The 22,045-nt window shown below is 38.6% G+C and carries 17 protein-coding genes; 10 read left to right on the top strand and 7 right to left on the bottom strand.

Annotated features, from left to right (window positions below; translation table 11 throughout):
* Positions 1–207: 207 nt before the first annotated feature.
* From VLZ86_RS01310 to VLZ86_RS01325, 4 genes are all read right to left on the bottom strand, one after another.
* Complete coding sequence (locus tag VLZ86_RS01310; protein ID WP_325447927.1) at positions 208–1,233, bottom strand: App1 family protein; 1,026 nt, start codon at positions 1,231–1,233, stop codon at positions 208–210.
* Between the two features lies 1 nt (position 1,234).
* Entirely contained in the window at positions 1,235–2,500 is a 1,266-nt protein-coding gene (locus tag VLZ86_RS01315) for an MgtC/SapB family protein (protein ID WP_325447929.1), read from the bottom strand.
* Between the two features lie 76 nt (positions 2,501–2,576).
* On the bottom strand, positions 2,577–5,012 hold the full coding sequence (locus tag VLZ86_RS01320; RefSeq protein ID WP_325447931.1) for a sodium-translocating pyrophosphatase: 2,436 nt from the start codon (positions 5,010–5,012) through the stop codon (positions 2,577–2,579).
* Between the two features lie 115 nt (positions 5,013–5,127).
* A complete protein-coding gene (locus VLZ86_RS01325; protein WP_325447933.1) occupies positions 5,128–5,655 on the bottom strand; it encodes an inorganic diphosphatase in 528 nt (175 codons plus the stop codon).
* Between the two features lie 333 nt (positions 5,656–5,988).
* Between VLZ86_RS01325 and VLZ86_RS01330 the strand changes: the two genes are divergently transcribed.
* Complete coding sequence (locus VLZ86_RS01330) at positions 5,989–7,212, top strand: outer membrane beta-barrel protein (RefSeq protein ID WP_325447935.1); 1,224 nt, start codon at positions 5,989–5,991, stop codon at positions 7,210–7,212.
* Between the two features lie 261 nt (positions 7,213–7,473).
* Positions 7,474–7,962, top strand: coding sequence for a hypothetical protein (locus VLZ86_RS01335; protein WP_325447937.1), 489 nt, complete (start codon positions 7,474–7,476; stop codon positions 7,960–7,962).
* A 26-nt stretch (positions 7,963–7,988) separates the two neighbouring features.
* Here VLZ86_RS01335 and VLZ86_RS01340 read toward each other — a convergent pair whose 3' ends face one another.
* Both VLZ86_RS01340 and VLZ86_RS01345 read right to left on the bottom strand, forming a co-directional pair.
* Positions 7,989–10,487 carry a DUF5686 and carboxypeptidase-like regulatory domain-containing protein gene (locus VLZ86_RS01340; RefSeq protein ID WP_325447939.1) on the bottom strand — a complete coding sequence of 833 codons (2,499 nt, stop codon included), beginning with the start codon at positions 10,485–10,487 and terminating at the stop codon, positions 7,989–7,991.
* A gap of 75 nt (positions 10,488–10,562) precedes the next feature.
* Positions 10,563–11,540: a pyruvate dehydrogenase complex E1 component subunit beta gene (locus VLZ86_RS01345; RefSeq protein ID WP_325447941.1), complete on the bottom strand. Its 978-nt coding sequence runs from the start codon at positions 11,538–11,540 to the stop codon at positions 10,563–10,565.
* A gap of 615 nt (positions 11,541–12,155) precedes the next feature.
* Here VLZ86_RS01345 and VLZ86_RS01350 point away from each other — a divergent pair.
* The 5 genes from VLZ86_RS01350 to VLZ86_RS01370 all read left to right on the top strand — a co-directional run bounded on the left by VLZ86_RS01350 (position 12,156) and on the right by VLZ86_RS01370 (position 17,471).
* Positions 12,156–12,902: an electron transfer flavoprotein subunit beta/FixA family protein gene (locus tag VLZ86_RS01350; protein WP_325447943.1), complete on the top strand. Its 747-nt coding sequence runs from the start codon at positions 12,156–12,158 to the stop codon at positions 12,900–12,902.
* Positions 12,903–13,018: 116 nt separating this feature from the next.
* On the top strand, positions 13,019–13,981 hold the full coding sequence (locus VLZ86_RS01355; RefSeq protein WP_325447945.1) for an electron transfer flavoprotein subunit alpha/FixB family protein: 963 nt from the start codon (positions 13,019–13,021) through the stop codon (positions 13,979–13,981).
* Positions 13,982–14,178: 197 nt separating this feature from the next.
* Positions 14,179–14,787, top strand: coding sequence for a bifunctional nuclease family protein (locus tag VLZ86_RS01360; RefSeq protein WP_325447947.1), 609 nt, complete (start codon positions 14,179–14,181; stop codon positions 14,785–14,787).
* 12 nt (positions 14,788–14,799) lie between these two features.
* Positions 14,800–16,506: a nucleoside transporter C-terminal domain-containing protein gene (locus VLZ86_RS01365; RefSeq protein WP_325447949.1), complete on the top strand. Its 1,707-nt coding sequence runs from the start codon at positions 14,800–14,802 to the stop codon at positions 16,504–16,506.
* 140 nt (positions 16,507–16,646) lie between these two features.
* Positions 16,647–17,471, top strand: a complete 825-nt coding sequence (locus VLZ86_RS01370) for a thymidylate synthase (RefSeq protein ID WP_325447951.1) — start codon at positions 16,647–16,649, stop codon at positions 17,469–17,471.
* An 85-nt stretch (positions 17,472–17,556) separates the two neighbouring features.
* Here the strand turns inward: VLZ86_RS01370 and VLZ86_RS01375 are convergent, their stop codons facing one another.
* Entirely contained in the window at positions 17,557–17,853 is a 297-nt protein-coding gene (locus tag VLZ86_RS01375) for an isoamylase early set domain-containing protein (protein ID WP_325447953.1), read from the bottom strand.
* A 295-nt stretch (positions 17,854–18,148) separates the two neighbouring features.
* Between VLZ86_RS01375 and VLZ86_RS01380 the strand changes: the two genes are divergently transcribed.
* The 3 genes from VLZ86_RS01380 to VLZ86_RS01390 all read left to right on the top strand — a co-directional run bounded on the left by VLZ86_RS01380 (position 18,149) and on the right by VLZ86_RS01390 (position 21,973).
* A complete protein-coding gene (locus VLZ86_RS01380) occupies positions 18,149–19,063 on the top strand; it encodes a dihydrofolate reductase (protein ID WP_325447955.1) in 915 nt (304 codons plus the stop codon).
* Positions 19,064–19,073: 10 nt separating this feature from the next.
* A complete protein-coding gene (locus tag VLZ86_RS01385) occupies positions 19,074–20,348 on the top strand; it encodes a chloride channel protein (protein ID WP_325447957.1) in 1,275 nt (424 codons plus the stop codon).
* A gap of 65 nt (positions 20,349–20,413) precedes the next feature.
* The gene (locus VLZ86_RS01390) at positions 20,414–21,973 is read left to right on the top strand and encodes an NAD(P)/FAD-dependent oxidoreductase (protein WP_325447959.1); all 1,560 of its coding nucleotides are present in this window, start codon (positions 20,414–20,416) and stop codon (positions 21,971–21,973) included.
* Positions 21,974–22,045: the final 72 nt, after the last annotated feature.

Genomic DNA, 22,045 nt, shown 5'->3' on the forward strand with positions numbered 1-22,045 from the left:
ATGCAAAAGTGGGCAAGAAGCCAGAAATACGATCGCAATTTGAGATTTATGAGTATTTCAAGAGGTTGAAATCGTAGATTGGAAATCAGACCTAACAGGTTTTGAAAACCTGTTAGGTCTTTCCAAATATCAAGATCCCGCTAAAAAGCGGGATTAGTTCAACTATCTAATTTGAATACGATGCTTCGCATCTTTTCAAATCAGAGTTTAACTAACAAATCCATTTTCACGTGCATGGGCCATCGCTTGTTTACTGCTATCCACCAAAAGCACAGGGGTGGTTTTATAATTTTCATATAAGCCTTTTACCCTTAACATTTTCTTTTTGTGCTTGACACTTCTCAAGTAGATGGCTAAAATTCGGTCTGGATGCAATTCTGCAATTTCTAAATAGATATCAGCATCACGTTCGCCACTATCGCCAATCAAAATGAGTTTTAGCTCTGGATAGGTCTTCAGAATATTTAGGATTTCGTGTTGTTTTTGAGGCTTTTCCTTGGTTTTCTTTCGATTGAGAAATTTGCCAAATTCCCGAAGCAAAATGGGTCCCTTTGGAAAATTATTCTTTTTAAGAAAAAATTCGAGGTAACGATACATATTCCAAGGACTATGGCTCACATAGAAAATAGGATTTGCCTCCTCACCCGTTTTTCCCCTGTGCAGAAGATGATAAAATTCGGCAGCACCTTCCAACGGCGATCGTTTTGAAGCACGTTTGAGAAACGTATTGTAAATAACACGCCATTTTAACGTCGATACTAAACCGGTATGTATAATGGTATCATCAATATCGCTCGCCACACCAAAAGAAACTGCTTTGGTAGCAGAACCCTGATCGATACATGGAATCAACATTTCTCCCGGAAATCGGTTTTCCAATTGAATGATGCGTTTGTTTGTAAAATCTTTAAAAGCCACTTCAAAAGAAAGCCAACCTTCTTCGTTTGCCAAGGCGTCCAGACCATCAACTTTTTCATCCAAAAGAAAGTAGCCTTTATCATCGGTTACCGTTTCAAAGATCTGTCCGTCGGGCAATTTCAATAACAGGGTGGCATTGGTTACCTCATCGGTTTCAAACCGTTTATACGCATTGATCAAAAGTTTTATGGGGTGTTTACCTTCCAAATCGATAGATTCATCCTCAAGCGCGCGACCTCTCACATACAAATGCGATGCAGTACCATAACTTTGAAAAACGATGACCTGCAAAGGGTCCTTTTTAAATAATCTCATATTAAAAATGCCAGGTTTCTGGCCAGAGCCATAGTATTACCAGTCCTCCAAGAATAGCTGCTCCAAAAAAGAGTGCCATCCATTTTGTCAATTGCTTTGTCCCCAATATAGCACAAAGTACAATCTTGAACAAAAAATTGGACAAGGAAGCAACTACAATTAAACGCCAACCAAAATTAGTATCCAGACCGCTCCCAATACTTTGCGAGAGCGACAACGTAATGGCATCCTTATTTGCCAATCCACCTACAAAAGCAGCTACATACAACCCTTCATTACCTAATTTCTGTTCAGTAAATGCAACCGCCAAAAGGATAATGGCATATATGCCGCCAAACATCAAAGCACTTTTTATTTGGGCTGGATTTTCAGGTTTTGGCATGTCGTCAGAAGTGTTTTCTTTATTGGTGAGATAAAAAAGAACGACGGACAAGCCAATCATTAGTAAAAATAAAGCGACAATGGGCAATATGACTTTAGATAAGAGACTTGGGATGACGGCTCCTATCTCTATCATTACCCGGATCAAGGACACTGTTGCCGCAGCAAAAATGACGAATGCAGAAGCTTTATCAATGTTTTTACTTTTTTTGGTAAATCTAGCGTAACTGACGGTTGTGGCAGTACTGCTGATAATTCCCCCTAAAATGCCATTGGATAAAATTCCATATTTCTTCCCGATGAACTTATAAACGAAATATCCAATAACGCTGATCCCAACAATCAATGTGACCATAAGCCAAATATTGCGAAGATTTAATACTTCAAAAGGACCGAAGGTTTTATCTGGTAATATTGGTAGGATGATCAAACTGATTCCCGCTAAAATCATAATGGCCGAGATGTCATTGTCTTCCAAATCGCCTATAAACTTATGAAGATGGTCCTTAACATACAACAGAATTGCAATGGCGGCACCCATAATCACGCCCACCACCCGATCTCCAACCACCAAATAGGCGCCAATGGCAAACATTAATAGGGCAGCCATTTCCGTAGTTTGGCCTAAGGTTGGATCGGCCTGTGTCTTAAGTTTCATCATATTGGCTGTAATGAGCATGGCAGCCATAGCCAGACCAATAAGTGGCAATATATATGGATTGTCATATAACCGGGTTAAAAAGCCAGCCACCACCCCCAAAATAGAGATGAGCGTAAAAGTCCTAACCCCAGCAATTTGATCCGTATTATGTTTCTCACGTTGCATCCCGACCAATAGTCCAAGACCAAAAGCAATTCCTAATGTGGTGAGATCTTCATAATTCATAAAGACTAAGTTAATGAAAAAAGAAAAGGCTACATCATGGAGATATAGCCTTTCTTAAGAATTTTATTACAAATTTTTATTTTATCTGATCGGCCTGCAATTTAGCAACAGCTGAATTCACTTCTTCTCTAGTACCTTCCAACACACTCTCCTCTTTCATAACCTGGCCATTTTCAGTAAACGTCTTTGTGACAATTGCTTTAGCATTATCAGTATCTACAGCCACCATTTCTATTTCTATCGCCTCTGTAACGCCATTGGTAGTTTCAATAAACTGTGTACTGGTAACAGTGGCCGCTATAGTATGGCCGCCTAAAATTGGTGCAATTACCAATCCAATCAAACAGGTCAACTTAATTAAAATGTTCATAGAAGGTCCTGACGTGTCTTTAAATGGATCTCCAACAGTATCTCCGGTAACGGCGGCTTTATGCGCCTCAGAACCTTTAAAGGTCATTTCCCCATTGATCAGGACACCAGCTTCAAAAGATTTTTTAGCATTATCCCAAGCGCCTCCTGCATTGTTCTGAAAAATAGCCCAAAGCACACCACTCACGGTAACTCCAGCCATATAGCCACCTAGCATTTCCGCGATGGCTAAGTTATTCATTCCAAAAATCATCGGTACAAAAGCAATGAGCAATGGAAAACCAATGGTCAACAAGCCTGGAAGGATCATTTCTCTTAAGGATGCTTCAGTTGAAATGGCTACACATTTATCATATTCTGGTTTTGCTGTGCCTTCCATAATTCCAGGAATTTCCCTAAACTGACGACGGACTTCCTCAACCATTTGCATTGCCGCTTTCCCAACAGCGTTCATCGCCAAGGCAGAAAACACTACTGGCACCATTCCACCAACAAATAACATAGCTAAAACCGGGGCTTTAAAAATATTGATGCCGTCAATTCCTGTAAAGGTGACATATGCTGCAAATAAGGCCAAAGACGTCAATGCTGCAGAAGCAATAGCAAAACCTTTTCCAGTTGCTGCTGTAGTATTTCCTACCGCATCCAAGATATCAGTACGCTCTCTTACAATAGGATCTTGCTCACTCATTTCGGCAATACCACCGGCGTTATCAGCAATAGGTCCAAAAGCATCAATAGCTAATTGCATTCCTGTAGTGGCCATCATCGCTGAAGCCGCCAAAGCCACACCGTAGAATCCTGCCAATGCATAAGAAGCCCAAATAGCACCTGCAAATAATAATACTGAAGGAAAAGTAGAAATCATTCCTGTTGCCAAACCTGCAATAATGTTGGTTCCTGCACCAGTACTTGATTGTTGGACAATTTTTATTACTGGCTTTTTCCCCAATCCGGTATAGAACTCGGTAATTGAGGAAATCATGGCACCTACAAACAATCCAACCAGAGTAGCATAAAAGACACGCATTGAAGAAATATCTTGAAGCCCTTCCCCAAAGAAGCTCATTTTCATGGTTTCTGGTAACATCCAAATAACCAAAACGTAACATGAGATCGCAACCAACGCAATAGACACCCAGTTTCCGAGGTTTAATGCGCCCATAACTTGGGATTCTTTGGCGTCATTACTTGTAATTTTCACCAACATAGTTCCAATGACTGAAATGATAATACCAACACCCGCAATGGACATTGGCAATAAAATAGGTCCAATCCCGCCAAAAGCATCGCTAATGGCACCTCCCATATCTTTAATTACATAATTTCCTAAAACCATGGCCGCCAACACGGTTGCCACGTATGATCCGAATAAATCAGCACCCATACCAGCTACGTCACCCACGTTATCACCAACGTTATCTGCAATAGTTGCAGGATTACGTGGATCATCTTCAGGAATACCTGCTTCTACTTTACCAACCAAATCTGCACCTACATCAGCTGCTTTTGTATAAATTCCACCACCAACACGGGCAAACAATGCAATACATTCCGCTCCTAAGGAAAATCCTGCTAAGGTTTCCAATACGATGATCATATCAAAATTACCTTGACTTTCTAATTTCCCGTTGACCATGATCATTTCAGAAGACCAATCGGCACCCATAAAGTAATAAAAGAAGAAAATAAAAAATGATGTCAAGCCCAAAACCGCCAATCCAGCTACTCCAAGCCCCATAACTGTACCTCCACCAAAAGAAACCTTAAGGGCATTTGGCAAACTGGTACGTGCTGCCTGCGTTGTTCTCACGTTAGTTTTGGTGGCAATCTTCATCCCAATATTTCCCGCAAAAGCTGAAAATACGGCTCCGAAAATAAAAGCAACAACAATTAACCAATGGGTTGTTGGCACTACAAAAGAAACAATGGCAAGCAAAATACTCACCACGACAACAAAAATAGATAATAAACGATATTCTGCATTTAAGAACGCAAGCGACCCTTCATAAATATAGTCTGAAATCTCTTTCATTCTACCATCTCCAGCGTCTTGTTTCAAGACCCACGACTTCTTAATAAGCATGTAAATTAACCCTAAGGCTGCCATTGCAATTGGCATATAAATCATCAGTGATTCCATATTATAATATTAGATTGGTTTGTTTTAAACGGTTGCTAATGTAATAAAATCAAAGAGAAATAAAAAACCCCTTATAAGATAAGAGGTTCATAATTTTTATATAAAGGGAATTGTCTTAAATAGTGAAGTTCCCATTGGTTTTATGCACACTTGATTCATAACGATCAACACATTTGTTGACGATTTCATAAGCTTTTTCTGCAGTGCCCCAACCACCAACATCAACCTTTTTCTTTTCCAAATCCTTATAAACTTGAAAGAAATGTTCGATCTCCTTAACTTGATGAGGATTAACATCCGACAAGTCGTTAAGTGTATTCCATATTGGATCTGACACCGGAACACATATAATTTTTTCGTCATTTCCCATTTCATCGGCCATATGGAAAACGCCAATAGGTTTTACTTCCATTACACACATTGGAAATGTTGGTTCAGTTCCTAAAACCAAAACGTCCAACGGATCGCCGTCTAATGCTAAAGTTTCTGGAATGAAACCATAGTCGGCCGGATACATCATGGATGAAAACAACAAACGGTCAAAACGTATTTTCTTTAATTCAAAATCATATTCAAATTTGTTACGGCTTCCCTTAGGTATTTCAATCAATACATCAAATGTTTTTTTTCCTTTAGCACTCATGGTGTTTATTCTATTTTAATAGCCTTTTTGTTAGTGGCTTATGTTAATTATTCTTCGATTTTTCAGGCGTGCAAAGATACGGAACTCTGCGTAATGTGCAACTATATACAAGGCTTAATTCCATGACGTGTTTTGAAGTTTCCAAAAGAAAGTGAAATTGACCTGATTTAGTTGATGATTCTACGGAAAATAAACCGAACTAGATTAATTGGAATCAATCGAATTATTTTTTAAAAAGGATAGGAAGAAAGTATTACTTTGCCCTTCGTAAAATTAACATTTGCCTTTACTGATTAAAACGCGCTACTATTAACTAATTAACCAATAATCAAAATGAAAAAAACCTTTTTGGTATTATTAATCACCTGCTTAACTCTTCATGGGTATTCTCAAATTTCTTATGAAAAAGGGTATTACATCAATAATCTCAACCAAAAGATTGACTGTTATATTAAGAATATGGATTGGAAAAACAATCCAGATAATTTTGAATTCAAACTAACTCCCGATGGACCTTCTGAAATAGCGAACATCAATACGGTTAAAGAATTCGGCCTTATTAATACCTCAAAATATGTTAGGCACACGGTTAAAATAGATCGCTCCCCTGAAACCGCCAACCAATTGACCCATGACAAAGCGCCCATTTATAATGAAGAACAAAAGTTTTTAAATGTGCTCATTGAAGGAAAAGCTTCGCTCTACTTGTATGAAGCAGGCAATTTGAAACGTTATTTTTACACTACAGACAGCCTTGAGGTAGAGCCTTTAGTTTTTAAAAGTTTCTTGAAAGCAGATAATAAAGTAGGACAGAACAATGAATTCAAACAGCAATTATGGAATAATCTAAAATGTCCTTCATTTAAAATGAATAGGATGGAGTCATTAGAATACAATGATAGGAGCTTAATCAAGCTATTTGAAGACTACAATGAATGTATCGAGGAAGATTTTGTCAGTTATCAAAACAAAACAAAAGCCAATATCTATCATATAACACTAAGACCGCGTTTCAATAATTCATCCTTACTGATTGAAAATCCTGCATCAAGAGCTAAAGACACCGATTTTGGATCCAACTCCGGATTTGGGTTTGGGATAGAATTGGAATACATTTTACCCTTCAATAAAAACAAATGGTCTATTTCGATTGAACCAACCTACCAGCGTTTTGATGATAAAGGAAGGTCAAAATTGAATAAAGTTTTCAACGAAGAACTGTTCGTCAGTGTAGATTACCGTTCAATTGAACTACCAATTAGTTTAAGACACTATTTTTTCTTGAATAATGATTCCAAAATTTTCGCGAATATTTCTTATACTTTTAATGTAAGATCAGACGTGTCAATCGAATTTGAACGTGGAGATGGTATAAAATTAACCCCGTTAAACGGGAAAAGCGGAAATAACTATGGTTTTGGAGTAGGTTATAAATTCAAGGACAGGTATAGCCTTGAAATTAGATATCTCACCTCAAGGGAAATATTAGAAAATTATATGGCTTGGGATTCGAAACTTCAAACAACCTCATTTATTTTAGGGTATACAATTTTTTAAAACATTTTTTCGGGCGCCAAATCTCTTTTATGTTAAAGGAACCATCTTATTTGCGTGAAAAATTGAAAACATCTAAACTCTAAACAAAAATTAATAGACATGGGGTATATTCTCTATGAATAAAACATTTTTATAAAGTCAGATAAAAATTCCAAGACAGATGGATTTATTTTCTACATTAGAGACTCAACCACACGGTTTTAAATTATATTACCAACTCCAAATCTCATGACGAAAACAATAACTTTTTTAATCCTATTAATGTTTATTATTATCAGTACAAGCTGTGATTCTAAGGATGATGACTGTACTAAAACCTTAGAAATGCCTCATTACGCTCTTGAGAAAAATACACTTAACCGTTATTATGTTAATGAAGAAGTGCCCTGTGACTTCGTTGCACCTGAAGATATAGGACCTCCTGAATTAAAAAACTTCACCTATGAGGTGTTATATTTCACGTTTACTACGGATACCAAAAATAAGACGTCGCGTCTGAAATTTGAGATCAAACTCAACAACCCCAACAATTATGGTGTGGAAGGCATCCCTTATTTAACGATACGACCAGCTGGGGACCATATGGAATACGTTGGCAATTATTCTAATTTGGCTTCAGTGCCATGTCATAATATAACTGCCAACTCGAGTTGTATTTTAACCTATGATCAGGAATATCCTTTTAATCCAGATATAGGTGCCCCAGAGTCTATGGAAGTAGTTTCCGTTAAGTATTATACCACGAATTAACTTAGACAAATAGTTTTGGAGATGAATTAAAAATTAAATCCAAAACTGCCTGTAATCCCAAAATCGCGAGCTTCAGGGGTGTCAAGATAGTTGCCTCTAAAGTTAAAGTCAATGCGGAACACTTTGAAGATATTCCCTACGCCAACGCTATATTCATAATAAATTTTGTCTGTAGGCGCCAGATAGGTTAATCCTGAGGCATTCAAATCTCTATTGGCTTGTGAGACCTCTCCCCATACGCCTCTAAATCCAACAATTTCTCGAAGGTTTAACTTGCGCAAGAACGGAATTCTTGAGAAAAATCGTCCGTTGAAATTATGCTCTAAATGTAAAGAGGTGTAAGTATCAGTAACAAACTCATAGTAATCCAATTGCGAAAAGGTATTGTAAATAGAAAAATACGACTGGTTACCAGGCACCACATTTAAAAGTCCCAGAGGTACTTCGCCAAACGTTTTACCTGCTTCAATAGTGGTCGTCAATCTTCCGTAGGCACCAATATGCCATGGTTGAATATAAGAAAACTGCACTTTGGTATAATCAAAATCGCTGTTCAAAATCGACTTATCACCTCGCGTGACCTGTGCAAACAAACTTGGAAATCCATCATTTGAGATTCGGCGCTCCACACCAAACCCGGTCATTTTACGTCCTGGAAAGTAAGAGACAGAAAAAGAATTTTCATACTGATGAATCTCGGATTCTGTAGTAGTTCGAGTTTCGTCAGTGTAAAAATCCAAGCTAAATGTATCGGAGGCTGAAACTAAGGTTTTATAAGTGCCGCTCAGTCTAAACTCGAGGTTTCTTACTGGCTCAAGTTCAATGGCCACGGTAGTTAGATTGACGTTGGTCAATTTATCATTGGTGCTTGTTCCAAACAATGCAGATGAGGCCAAACTCCGGCCTAGGATATCTGTGGATGAGGTCAGGTTAACACCTATTTGTTCCACATCACGTCTATGTCCAACGGAAATGATGAATCTATTTCTTTTGTCAATCAGCCATTTTCCGGAAACGCCATATTTGAATTTATCGTCTTTAAATCCGTAGGCCAAAAAACCTTCCAAACGCCATAAATCGTTAGGACCAAAATAAGTTCTCCCGCCCGTTCTGACGCGAATGCCCTCAACATCATTGAAGCCAAACGTGGAAAAAATGGGACCATAATCAAAATTAATATCTGTAAACTCAACATATCCCGAACCTAAGATACTTCCTATATCATATAACCGTTTAAACTTTTTTACAGTTTTTAGCGTGTCCAGCATTTTATAGACGCCCCTTTCATCCTGACTTAGGGCTTCCATTCGGTTGGCGGTCCAAAACTCATCATCCCGATTATAGACATCTTCGTTATAACTGTACACTTCCTTGGTATAAAACTTGTCGTCCTTAGGAATGTCAAAGGCGTAATTATCGTAAAGCGTGGTGCGCTTTCCATAAATACCTCGCGATTTTTCCTTTTTATTAAAGGCGAAATCCGACATGAAGTAATCGCGCTTGATCATGAACACCGAATCATTTAGAACTTCAAATTCTTGTTCGATATAAATTTCCTTCACCCAGTTAATATTCGCGCTTTTTGAGGCCTGCATGTTGATTTCTTTGATGGCGAAGGTGGTATCATTGACCCAAAAATCGCCTTTAAAGGTCAGTTCATTCTTTCGTCTCGGATAATAAATGATATTATAACACCATTTATTATCGATGAATGAACTATCTCGGAGCACATAATTATAGGTATTGATGCCCGTCTTTGACAACGGACTCACAAAGCTTTTATCAAAAAACTTGAGATAGTTATCGTAAATATCAAAGTCAGAATAGAGGTCGTCCACAAAATCAATAATGATCTGGTTATTGCTAAAACCTGAGTTTTTATTCCCTTTTAATTCCTCCTTTTCCTTATTTTTCAAATTATCTCCATACACTTTGCTTCGTGCTTCGTTGATAAAAATGGGCAGGTAGGTCTTTCCGGTCACTCTACTGGTATCCACTTGGTCAAAGACAAACTCCATTCCCCTAAACAACTTGCTTTTGATCAACGCACTGTCAATGGTATTGATATCAAACTCTACTTTTTCGTACTTGTCGTATTCGTATTGCTTAAATTGACGCAATCCGTTTTGGCGTTTGCGTTCCCAAATTTTCTTTAAGATGGCAATGGCAGGATTTTCACTTTCTTTTTTGGATTGTTTTCCGGTAACAATAAAGACTTCGTCCAATTGACCTGCATCTTCCTTTAGGATGAATTTCAGATCGTAATTGACCTTCTTTGTCAACGGAATTTCTAAGGTTTCATAACCTAGAAAGGAGATGATAAGGGTACCGTAGGTGCTACCAGATTCCAAATAAAAACGGCCATCTTCATTGGTAATGGTGCCTTCTGTGGATCCTTTAAAAAGCACATTGGCGTAAGCAACAGAAACATTGTTCTCATCAAACACATAACCACTGACTTTGGTTTGGGAGACGGCGGAACACATTCCGAGGAAAAAAAGTAGGATGCGGAGATTTAGGTTCATAAGACAAAAAACTTCATCAACACTAATGTCAATGAAGTTAGGATAACGCCATCCCGATAGCTATCGGGAGCAGATTTATTTATACATGACTTTTTTAACCGCTTTTACCACCTCATCACTATTAGGCAACCATTCTTTAAAAAGGTTTGGAGAATAGGGTGCTGGGGTATCAGCTGTGTTTATTTTTACAACAGGAGCATCCAAATAATCAAAAGCTTCTGATTGGACAATATAGGTTATTTCTGTAGAGATGTTCCCGAAAGGCCAAGCCTCTTCCAACACCACTAATCTGTTTGTTTTCTTTACGGACGTTAAGATGGTTTCCTTATCCAAAGGACGTACGGTTCTTAAATCAATGATTTCACACGAAATACCTTCTTTTTCCAGTTCTTCAGCAGCTTTGAAGGCTTCTTTTATAATTTTCCCAAAAGAAACAATGGTCACATCGGTACCTTCACGCTTCACTTCTGCAACCCCTAACGGAATGGTATATTCCCCTTCCGGCACTTCTCCTTTGTCGCCATACATTTGTTCACTTTCCATAAAAATAACTGGATCGTCATCACGAATTGCCGATTTCAAAAGTCCTTTTGCATCGTAAGGCGTAGAGGGTACCACTACTTTCAATCCTGGGGTATTTGCAAACCAGTTTTCAAAAGCTTGAGAGTGCGTTGCTCCCAACTGACCTGCAGACGCCGTTGGTCCTCTAAAAACAATAGGACATGGAAATTGTCCACCGGACATTTGTCTAATTTTAGCAGCGTTGTTTATAATTTGATCAATCCCAACCAAACAGAAATTAAAGGTCATATATTCCACAATTGGTCGGCAACCAGTCATTGTAGAACCAATAGCTATCCCTGCAAAACCAAGTTCTGCAATTGGCGTATCAATCACACGTTTGGCACCAAACTCGTCCAACATTCCTTTTGATGCTTTATAGGCACCATTATATTCTGCAACTTCCTCACCCATCAAATAAACGGTCTCATCACGACGCATTTCTTCGCTCATGGCTTCACAGATAGCTTCTCTAAATTGAATTGTCTTCATTCACATCTTCGCTTCACTCCAGCGTGAGCAGTGCATTTTACACCGTCGCCCCAAAGGGAAGAACTTTTTTAGTTAATGTTTTAAATCGAGTAGCAAAAGTAACAATTATTGATAATAAAATAACAACATTTTTAAGTGAATAAATGGGAGCTCTTTAAAGTTCTCGATATTGATGTAAATCAAACCTTTAACTGCTGTTAAAATTTACTGAAACATTCCATTATGGAGATGAACAATTTGAATGGTCACGCAGAAACCCAAGGCTATAATGGAAATACATTATAATTTAAAAATTTCATATAAAGGACGTTCATTCAAAAGGAGTTTTGACCGCACTTCCCTACCCATACCAAAAGGATATAAATATCAAATTTAATCGTTGTCATGAGCTTGGCAAGTACTCATCCTTAAGTAATCTAAAAAATTTTCGTGAAATTTTTCACGCATTGAGAAGGAAATCAATAAAAAAGGTATTTTAATAAAATTTATTATGCACGCATAGTAAAAATGTCGTCTAAAATAATTAACTTCGTATCCTATTCAAATTGAAAGCAGTTTCTAGTGGTAGTTTCCAGCATTCTTCCACAAAACTATTAATATATAAAATTTTATAACATGAAAATACTTGTATGTATTAGCCACGTACCTGATACGACTTCTAAGATTAATTTTACAGATGACAACACCAAACTTGACACTAATGGAGTGCAATTTGTCATCAATCCGAATGATGAATTTGGTTTAACCCGCGCCATGTGGTTTAAGGAAAAACAGGGCGCTACTGTGGACGTAGTTAACGTTGGCGGTCCAGAAACCGAACCTACGTTACGGAAAGCTTTAGCAATTGGTGCGGATAGCGCCATTCGGGTCAACGCTGCTGCCACCGATGGTTTTGCGGTAGCCAAACAATTAGCACATGTCGTCAAAGATAGAGGTTATGATTTGGTCATTGCCGGCCGTGAGTCTATTGATTACAATGGGTCCATGGTTCCAGGAATGTTAGCGGAATTGATTGGTGCCAACTTTGTAACCAACTGCATCAGTCTTGAAGTAGATGGTACAAACGCCAAAGCCATGAGAGAAATTGATGGCGGAAAAGAAACTGTATCCACAACTTTACCTCTAGTGATAGGGGGGCAAAAAGGATTAGTGGAAGAGAGTGATTTGAGAATTCCTAACATGAGAGGGATTATGCAAGCACGTCAAAAGCCATTAAAGGTTTTAGAGCCAGTTGACGCTACCAAAGAAACAGCAACAGTTAAATTTGAAAAACCAGAACCAAGAGGTGCCGTGAAAATGATTTCTCCTGATAATCTGGATGAATTGGTTAACTTACTTCATAACGAAGCAAAAGTCATATAAAACTCCAAGAGTGAGTTCCAAATCAAGATTGGAATTTAGGAGTTTCACCAATCAAAATTTATAAATTAATCATGTGATTCCCAGTTTTGTGGGAATGATAAAAAAAATAAAAGATTATGTCAGTTTTAGTATATACAGAATCAGAAGAAGGAAAATTCAAGAAAGTTGCTTTTGAAGTGGCATCTTACGCAAAAGCTGTGGCCGACCAAATGGGCACCACGGTCACTGCCATTACAATTAACGCCGATGATGTTTCAGAATTGGGAACCTACGGAGTTGATAAAGTATTAAAGGTAAAAGATTCTAAATTGGATGCTTTTAATGCAAAAACTTATGCCAACATTATCAAGCAAGCAGCGGAACAAGAAGGCACCAAAGTAGTGGTGGTCAGTTCAAGTGCGGACAGCAAGTATCTTGCGCCCTTATTGGCGGTTGGGTTAGATGCCGGATACGCCTCTAACGTGGTTGAAGCGCCAACCAGTGCATCACCATTTACAGTTAAACGCACTGCTTTCACCAATAAAGCTTTTGTCTTTTCAACGATTGACACTGAGGTCAAAATTGTTGGCGTTTCGAAAAATGCCTTCGGATTAAAGGAAAATTCTGCGAGTGCAACTGCTGAAGACTTTTCGCCATCCATTCCAGAAAACGGGGTTCACGTAGACTCTGTTGACAAAGCCACCAATACCGTAACCATTGCCGATGCCGAAATTGTGGTTTCTGGAGGACGCGGATTGAAAGGTCCAGAAAATTGGGGAATGATTGAGGATTTAGCTAAGGTTTTAGGTGCAGCCACAGCATGTTCAAAACCTGTTTCCGATTTAGGGTGGAGACCTCATGGAGAACACGTTGGCCAAACCGGAAAACCAGTAGCAGCAAACTTATATATTGCCATTGGTATTTCTGGAGCTATCCAACACTTGGCAGGTATCAACGCCTCTAAAGTAAAGGTAGTGATCAATTCCGATCCAGAAGCTCCATTTTTCAAGGCCGCAGATTACGGTGTGGTGGGCGATGCATTTGAAGTGGTTCCAAAACTCACAGAAAAATTAAAGGAATTTAAGGCTCAAAACGCGTAAATTTCTTAACTTGTAGCAGCAACGTGACTGGTACATAAAATAGTTGCCATAAATACATGATTAAAAACCTGAATAAGGGTTCATGTATTTGTGGCAAAAATTTTCATAAACTTTTTTCTCTGGGAACTTCCCAAAAAATTATGATGATCACAGTTGGTAAAGTCCTAATTTAAGCAGTTATTTGTTTTTTATTTTATATGAGTTTAGTCCGATTGAACATAAAGGGAATTTCCTATAGCCAAACGCAAAATGGTGCGTATGCCCTTATTTTGAATGAAGTAGATGGCGATCGCAAACTCCCAATTGTCATTGGAGCATTTGAGGCTCAATCTATTGCTATTGCTCTCGAAAAGGAAATTCGCCCTCCACGTCCATTAACCCATGATCTTTTTAAAAATTTCGCTGATCGTTTTGATATTGTTGTCAAACAGGTCATCATTCATAAATTGGTAGATGGCGTATTTTATTCCAGTTTAATCTGCGAACGCGATAAAATAGAGGAAATCATAGACGCACGAACCAGTGACGCGATTGCCTTAGCACTTCGTTTTCAGGCGCCAATTTTTACTTATAAAAACATATTGGACAAAGCTGGAATCTATCTCAAAGTAAATCCTCAAAAAGATGAGGAACAACAAGACAGTATCCTTCTGGACGATTTGGTAGCTGAAGAAATAGAATCCACTATTCAAGATGATTTAAAAACCAAAACTCTTGCAGAACTTCATTCTTTATTGGAACAAGCCGTCTTAAGCGAAGATTACGAGCTTGCGGCAAAGTTAAGAGATGAGATTTCTAAACGCTAAACGACCTATCAGATGAAACATTTCTTTTTAGCTTTTATAGCTATTTTTTTTGGAGTAACCACCACATTAGCACAAAGCATAGAAAAGAAATGGCAGATTGAAGCGGTCCAAAATGATCAAGGCATCAATCTTTACAATATCAATCCAGAGACTGATGGCCTAAGCCTTAATAATGGCGACTTTGTCTTCTATTTAAAATCGAAGGACAGCAGCGCCACCAAAGGCAATTATATAACCCAAAATAAACTGTTGGTTTTATATTATGACGATCCTTCTGAAGTAATTAAGCGTTTAAAAGTCAAAACATTAACCGATTCAACATTAGTCCTTCAAGACAAAGAGGTCAGTTATATTTTCTCCACCCCGAAAGATACCGTCTTGGTCACGGAAGCGGCCACCAGCAGCATTACTCCCAGCCAAGGCTTTACTATGTCCAGTTTACTCCGCGGCGCGTTAGGAATGTTTGTATTGCTCTTGTTATCATTTATTTTGAGTCAAAACAGAAAAGCCATCAACTGGAAAACTATTGGTTTTGGGCTTGCTGCACAATTGTTATTGGCCATTGGAGTTTTAAAAGTTCCATTTATTCAAAAAGCATTCGAAATAGTTGGAAAGATGTTTGTGAAGGTCTTGGAATTTACCCAGGCAGGAAGTGAATTTTTACTTGGAGGTATGATGGACGTCAGCAGCTTTGGGTTTATCTTTTTGTTTCAGGTATTGCCAACCATCATTTTCTTTTCCGCATTAACCTCCGTTTTATTTTATTTGGGAGTCATTCAAAAAGTGGTGGCAGGGATGGCTTGGATATTGACCAAGCTCTTAAAAATTTCTGGTGCTGAAAGTTTAAGTGTTGCCGGAAATATCTTTTTGGGCCAAACAGAAGCGCCTTTAATGATCAAAGCTTATCTGGAAAAGATGACCAAATCTGAAATTCTTTTGGTCATGATTGGCGGAATGGCTACCGTTGCAGGCGGTGTATTGGCAGCATATATCGGATTTTTAGGTGGTGAAGACGAAGCGCTCAAACTGTTTTATGCCAAGCATTTATTGACCGCCTCTGTTATGGCCGCTCCTGGCGCTATTGTGATTTCAAAAATGTTATACCCACAACAAAAACCGATCAATACAGAAATTGAGGTTTCACAGGAAAATATTGGTTCTAATATTTTAGATGCCATTGCCAATGGAACTACGGAAGGTTTAAAATTAGCCGCTAATGTAGGTGCTATGCTGTTGGTTTTTATTGCGTTTATTGCGATGATCAACTATGGTTTTGGTAAGCTCGGAAATGTGACCGGTTTAAACACATTAATAGCCAATAATACGCCCTATGTGGCTTTGTCATTGGAATTTATTCTAGGGTATATTTTCTCACCTTTAATGTGGCTCATTGGTGTTGCCACAGAAGACATGGCACTTATGGGACAATTGCTGGGCATTAAACTGGTGGCAAGTGAATTTGTGGGCTATATCCAATTGGCAGAACTCAAAAATGTGGCGAGTGTGACCCATTTGAAGTTTGAAAAATCGATTATTATGGCCACTTATATGCTATGCGGATTTGCAAATTTTGCATCGATTGGCATCCAAATTGGCGGCATTGGATCTTTGGCCCCTGGACAACGCAAGACCTTATCTGAATTTGGAATGAAGGCGCTCATCGGTGGAACTATTGCATCATTATTATCTGCTACCATTGCGGGAATGATCATAGGGTAACGAACTGAAGCCTCTTAACTTTTCCACTTATAATTTTAACACCCATATCGCTTCGCCAAGTTCTTAACTTTCTTTAATTTTGGCTTTTAAGAAAAAAGAACGTTTAATTAATAAGATTACCACTTTCGTGGGAAATTAGCATGAAACAATATCACGACCTCGTAAAGCATGTCATAGAAAACGGTACCCAAAAAGGAGACCGTACTGGAACTGGGACCAAAAGTGTATTTGGATATCAAATGCGTTTTGACCTTAGTGAAGGCTTTCCCATGATTACGACCAAAAAACTCCATTTAAAGTCCATTATCTATGAGTTGCTCTGGTTTTTAAAAGGAGACACCAACATTAAGTACCTCAACAATAACGGCGTTAGAATCTGGAACGAATGGGCGGATGGCAATGGCGATCTAGGTCCCGTTTACGGACACCAATGGCGCAATTGGAACAATGATGAGATTGACCAAATAAAGGACGTTGTAGACACGCTTAAAAACAATCCCAATAGCCGTCGCATGTTGGTTTCCGCTTGGAATCCTTCGGTATTGCCTGACACTTCAAAATCATTTTCAGAGAATGTTGCCAATGGCAAAGCGGCGCTTCCCCCATGCCATGCTTTTTTCCAATTTTATGTTGCGGATGGGAAACTATCCTGTCAACTTTATCAACGGAGTGCGGATATCTTTTTAGGGGTTCCTTTTAATATTGGCTCCTATGCCCTTTTCACCATGATGATGGCGCAGGTTTGCGGCTATGAGGCAGGAGAATTTATCCATACCTTTGGAGACGCACACATTTACAACAACCATATGGACCAGTTGGAGCTGCAATTGTCACGCGACATCAGACCTCTTCCAAAAATGATCTTAAATCCTGAGGTTACAAACATCTTCGACTTTAAATTTGAAGATTTCACCTTAGAAAATTATAATCCTCACCCACATATTAAAGGGGTTGTGGCGGTTTAAGCCAAAAAATTTAGTTTGGTGTACAAAACTAACAAAGGCGATTACCAGTTGGAAATCGCCTTTGTTAGTTTACTTCGTGAATCTGTTACAGATTCAATACGCCATTTTCTCCTCCAAACTCATTCGTTTTGTAAGCATCAGCGTTCTCCTCGTTTGTAAAAGTACCATCCACAAGATATTTGAACTCATAAGAGTTGTCTTTTTCTAAATCTATAGTGCCTTTAAATGTTCCATTCTTCAATTTCTTAAGCTGCAACGCTTTTTTCTCATTCCAATCATTAAAGGTCCCAAGAACACTTACTTTTTTAGCCTCTTCAGCAGGTACCGAAAAAGTCACTTTGCAAATAGGTTTACTTTTTAAGTATTGTTTTGTAATAGCCATAATTTAAATTAATTAATTTTGGCGCAAATATAAGTATAAATCAATAATTTTGCCCATTTAACTCTCGCACAACCAAAGATTTATCATTTTCATAAGAATATGTTTCATATTATTTCAACTTAGTAATGAATCTTAGTATATGTTATTGTATTATCAATATTTCAAATTTTCTTTTATACTGATTCTCAAGGCATTTGACCTTTGACCGGTCTTTTTAAGACCTAATTTTAAAGATCGTTGGATTGAATTAAGCATTTCATCAAAAAAAACTAACTTTACAAAAAATTTCAATATCATGTTTGGCAAGAAAAGACCTGTAGACAAAATTGACAAAGAGCAATTGGAGCTTATTGAAGCTTCGCAACGCAGAATTAAACAAAAAAAACGTTTATACTATCATTTCGTGATCTTCTTAATAGGTGCACTTTTTTTAATTTTTTTAAACACCGTCTTAGGTCTAGGAGAAGATAAAAAAATATGGGGATTGGATTGGTTCGTATTTGCAATTTTGGCGTGGTTATTCCTTTTTGTTTTTCATCTTTTCAACGTGTTTATTACCCATAAATTTATGGGCAAAGCATGGGAAGATGCCCAACTGACCAAATTGGTCGCCAAACAAAAAGAACGGATTTCAAAACTTCAGGCAGAGGTTGAAAAAAAGTATCCTTTGGAGTCTACGGCGCCGACTACTCCCGTGGTTGAAAAAAAAACGAAAGTTCATAAAAATTTAACCCTCATCGCGGCCGCTGCAGAAAACGATGTCATTGGCAAGGACAACCAATTGATTTGGCATTTGAGTGATGATTTAAAACGTTTTAAAACCCTGACCTCAAATCACTGCATTATAATGGGTCGAAAGACGTTTCAGAGTTTTGGCAAACCGCTTCCCAACAGAACACACATTGTTATTAGTCGCCAACAGAATTTTTCAGTTCCCCCTGGTGTCAATGTAGTTCATAGTTTGGAAGATGCCTTAGATGCTGCTAAGAATGATTCTCAACCCTTTATCATTGGTGGTGGCGAAATATACCGACAAGCCATGCCCTATGCCGATAAAATAGAATTGACCAGAGTTCATGAGCGTTTTGATGGCGATACTTTTTTTCCAAAAATTGATTCCTCCGTTTGGACAGAAACTCAAAACATCTTTAATGATAAAGATGAAAACCACCCGCATTCTTTTTCATTCATTACTTACCAAAGACGATAAAAACTAAAAAGTGAAGCTTAAAAGAAGAAGAAAGTTAGTCACCTACCTCAATATTCTCGATCAGCCCATTCGGTTCAACCCGTTTTTATTCAGCCGAAAATTTATACTTTGGGCTTTTTTAGGTCTCCTTGGGGGTGTCATAGCTGGATTATATTGGCTTGTTCTTGAATTTTTCACCCATCAATTGGGTTATTTTGAGGGTTGGCTCGTGATTCCAACCATGGCCATCTGCGGTTTGTTGGCAGGTTTGATTATTCATTTTATTGGCGACCCGGGTGAAATCCATCTTATTGTCAACAATATCCGGTTCAACAAAGGAAAGCTTGACCCCAAGAACAATCCGTCCATGATCTTATCTTCTTTACTTTGTATTGCTTCAGGTGGCAGTTTAGGTCCTGAAGCGCCGTTGGTTCAGGTGGTCGGCTCAACGGGCACCTGGTTTGGAAAGTTATTCCGCCTAAAAGGTGAAGATTTAAGATCTATGAGCATTGCTGGGATGGCATCAGGTTTTACGGCCATGTTTGGCGCTCCTTTAGGTGGCAGTTTGTTCGCCCTTGAAATTTTGCACCATAAACATGCGGTCGAATATTACAAGGCCATCATGCCGGCATTTGTAGCCAGTTGTTTTAGTTATTTGGTATTCGCATTAATTACGCAACTGAGCGTGGGTGCGCTATGGCATTTGCCTTCTTACGAAATGTTGACCAAATTTGATTTTCTTTACGCCGTACTATTTGCAATTATCGCCACTTGTTTTGGATGGTTATTCATTTTTTGTACCAAAATGTTCAAGCAACTGTTTTCAAAATTAGTAGTTCCTATTTATATAAAAACATTCATCGGCGGCATTTCTTTGGGCATTATCGCGTATTATTTACCCTTGACGAGATACTTCAGCCATTACGAACTGAACACTCTTTTGATTAGCGATTTTTCGTTAAAAATGCTTATCGCCATTCTAATTTTCAAAATCATAGCCATTGCCATAACGGTGACTTCTGGATGGCGAGGCGGTTTTATTATTCCACTGTTCTTTTGCGGCGCTACCTTAGGCTTGATCATTCATCAATTTATTCCATCTATTAGTTTATCGTTAACTATTGTGAGCTGTATGGCCGCCATCAATGCGTGTGTTACTAGAACACCCATGAGTACTACCATCCTATTGGCAACATTAACGGGTTTCACCTATTTTATTCCCATCCTGTTTGCGAGTTTAACTGGCTATTTCTTAGCTCCAAGGATTCCGTTCATTACGTCCCAAATGGAGAATAAAGAAGCCTAAGTGGGGATCGAAGAATATCGTTGCGTTCTCACCTATCCTAAGTGCTTTTTAATTAATTTTGCGCCATGATAAAAGACATTCAGCTTCGTGTAAGCCTCCTGGAGGAAAAGCAACCTAATATTTTAACACGAAAAAGCGCCAAGGTTCTTGGCATTTCAGAAGCTAAGATTTCGGGGATTAAAATACTCCGCAAATCCATCGATGCCCGAAAGAAGCAGATTATTTTTAATTATAAAGTCGCCGTTTATATTAATGAACCCGTTCCTGAAACTTCAGATTATAGTTTTGACTATCGCGATGTATCCAATGCAAAACCCATACATATTATTGGTTTTGGACCTGCCGGAATGTACGCTGCATTGCGTTGTGTAGAATTGGGCTTTAAACCCATTGTTCTGGAACGCGGAAAAAACGTCCAAGACAGACGTCGGGATCTGAAAGCCATCAACCAGGATCATTTTGTAAATGAAGATTCCAACTATTGTTTTGGAGAAGGCGGTGCCGGCACCTACAGCGATGGTAAATTATACACCAGAAGTTTAAAACGCGGTGATGTCCGTCGTGTTTTTGAGAATCTCGTCTTTCATGGCGCCACGGATCAGATTTTAGTAGATGCCCATCCGCACATTGGCACTAACAAACTGCCCAAAGTGGTTCAAAATGTTCGTGAAACCATCATCAATCATGGTGGCGAAGTGCACTTTGACACCAAAGTCACCGATTTTGTTATAAAAGATAATACAATCAAGACCCTTGTACTTCAAAATGGTGATGCGATGGACGTTGATAAGGTAATCCTTGCTACTGGACATTCTGCAAGGGATATTTATTATCTGCTTCATGAGAAGAATATCGCCCTCGAAGCCAAGTCCTTTGCGATGGGCGTTCGTGTGGAACATCCACAGCACATCATTGATTCCATTCAATATAGTTGCAGTGGTGACCGTGATGCCCTATTACCGGCAGCATCTTACAGTATTGTAGAGCAAGTAAACGGTAGAGGTGTATATTCATTTTGTATGTGTCCCGGCGGGTTTATTGTACCTTCGGCCACGGCAAATGGTGAAGTGGTCTTAAATGGAATGTCACCCTCCAAACGAAACAACCAATTTGCAAATTCAGGTATCGTAGTTGAAATTAATGTCCACAAGGATTTATATAAATACGAACATTTTGGAGTTTTTAAAGCGTTGGAATATCAAAAGGATCTAGAACAGTTAGCTTATACCGCAGGTGGCAGGACCCAAACAGCCCCAGCACAACGTCTCACAGATTTTGTGGAAGGCAAACTTTCTGCAGACCTCAACCCGAGTTCCTATCAACCTGGACTGAAATCGGCGCCATTACATTCTTTATTGCCAAAACTTATTGGTGGTAGTCTACGCAACGGGTTTAAAATTTTTGGTGAAAAAATGAAAGGTTATTATACGGAAGAAGCTAATGTGGTAGGGGTGGAATCTCGCACCTCATCTCCGGTGAGCATTCCAAGAAACGAACGTTTAGAACATCCACAAATTTCCAATCTATTCCCTTGTGGCGAAGGCGGCGGTTATGCTGGCGGCATTGTTTCTGCTGCGATGGATGGCGAACGTTGTGCGGAAGCTGCTTGTGGGATTTTTGATTAACGTTGTTCAGAATTGAAACTTGGAATTTTGAATTTTAAACGTCATGTTGTAAACAATGAATAATTCCAAGGT

The organism is Gelidibacter sp., from assembly GCF_035515035.1.
Taxonomy (GTDB): domain Bacteria; phylum Bacteroidota; class Bacteroidia; order Flavobacteriales; family Flavobacteriaceae; genus Gelidibacter.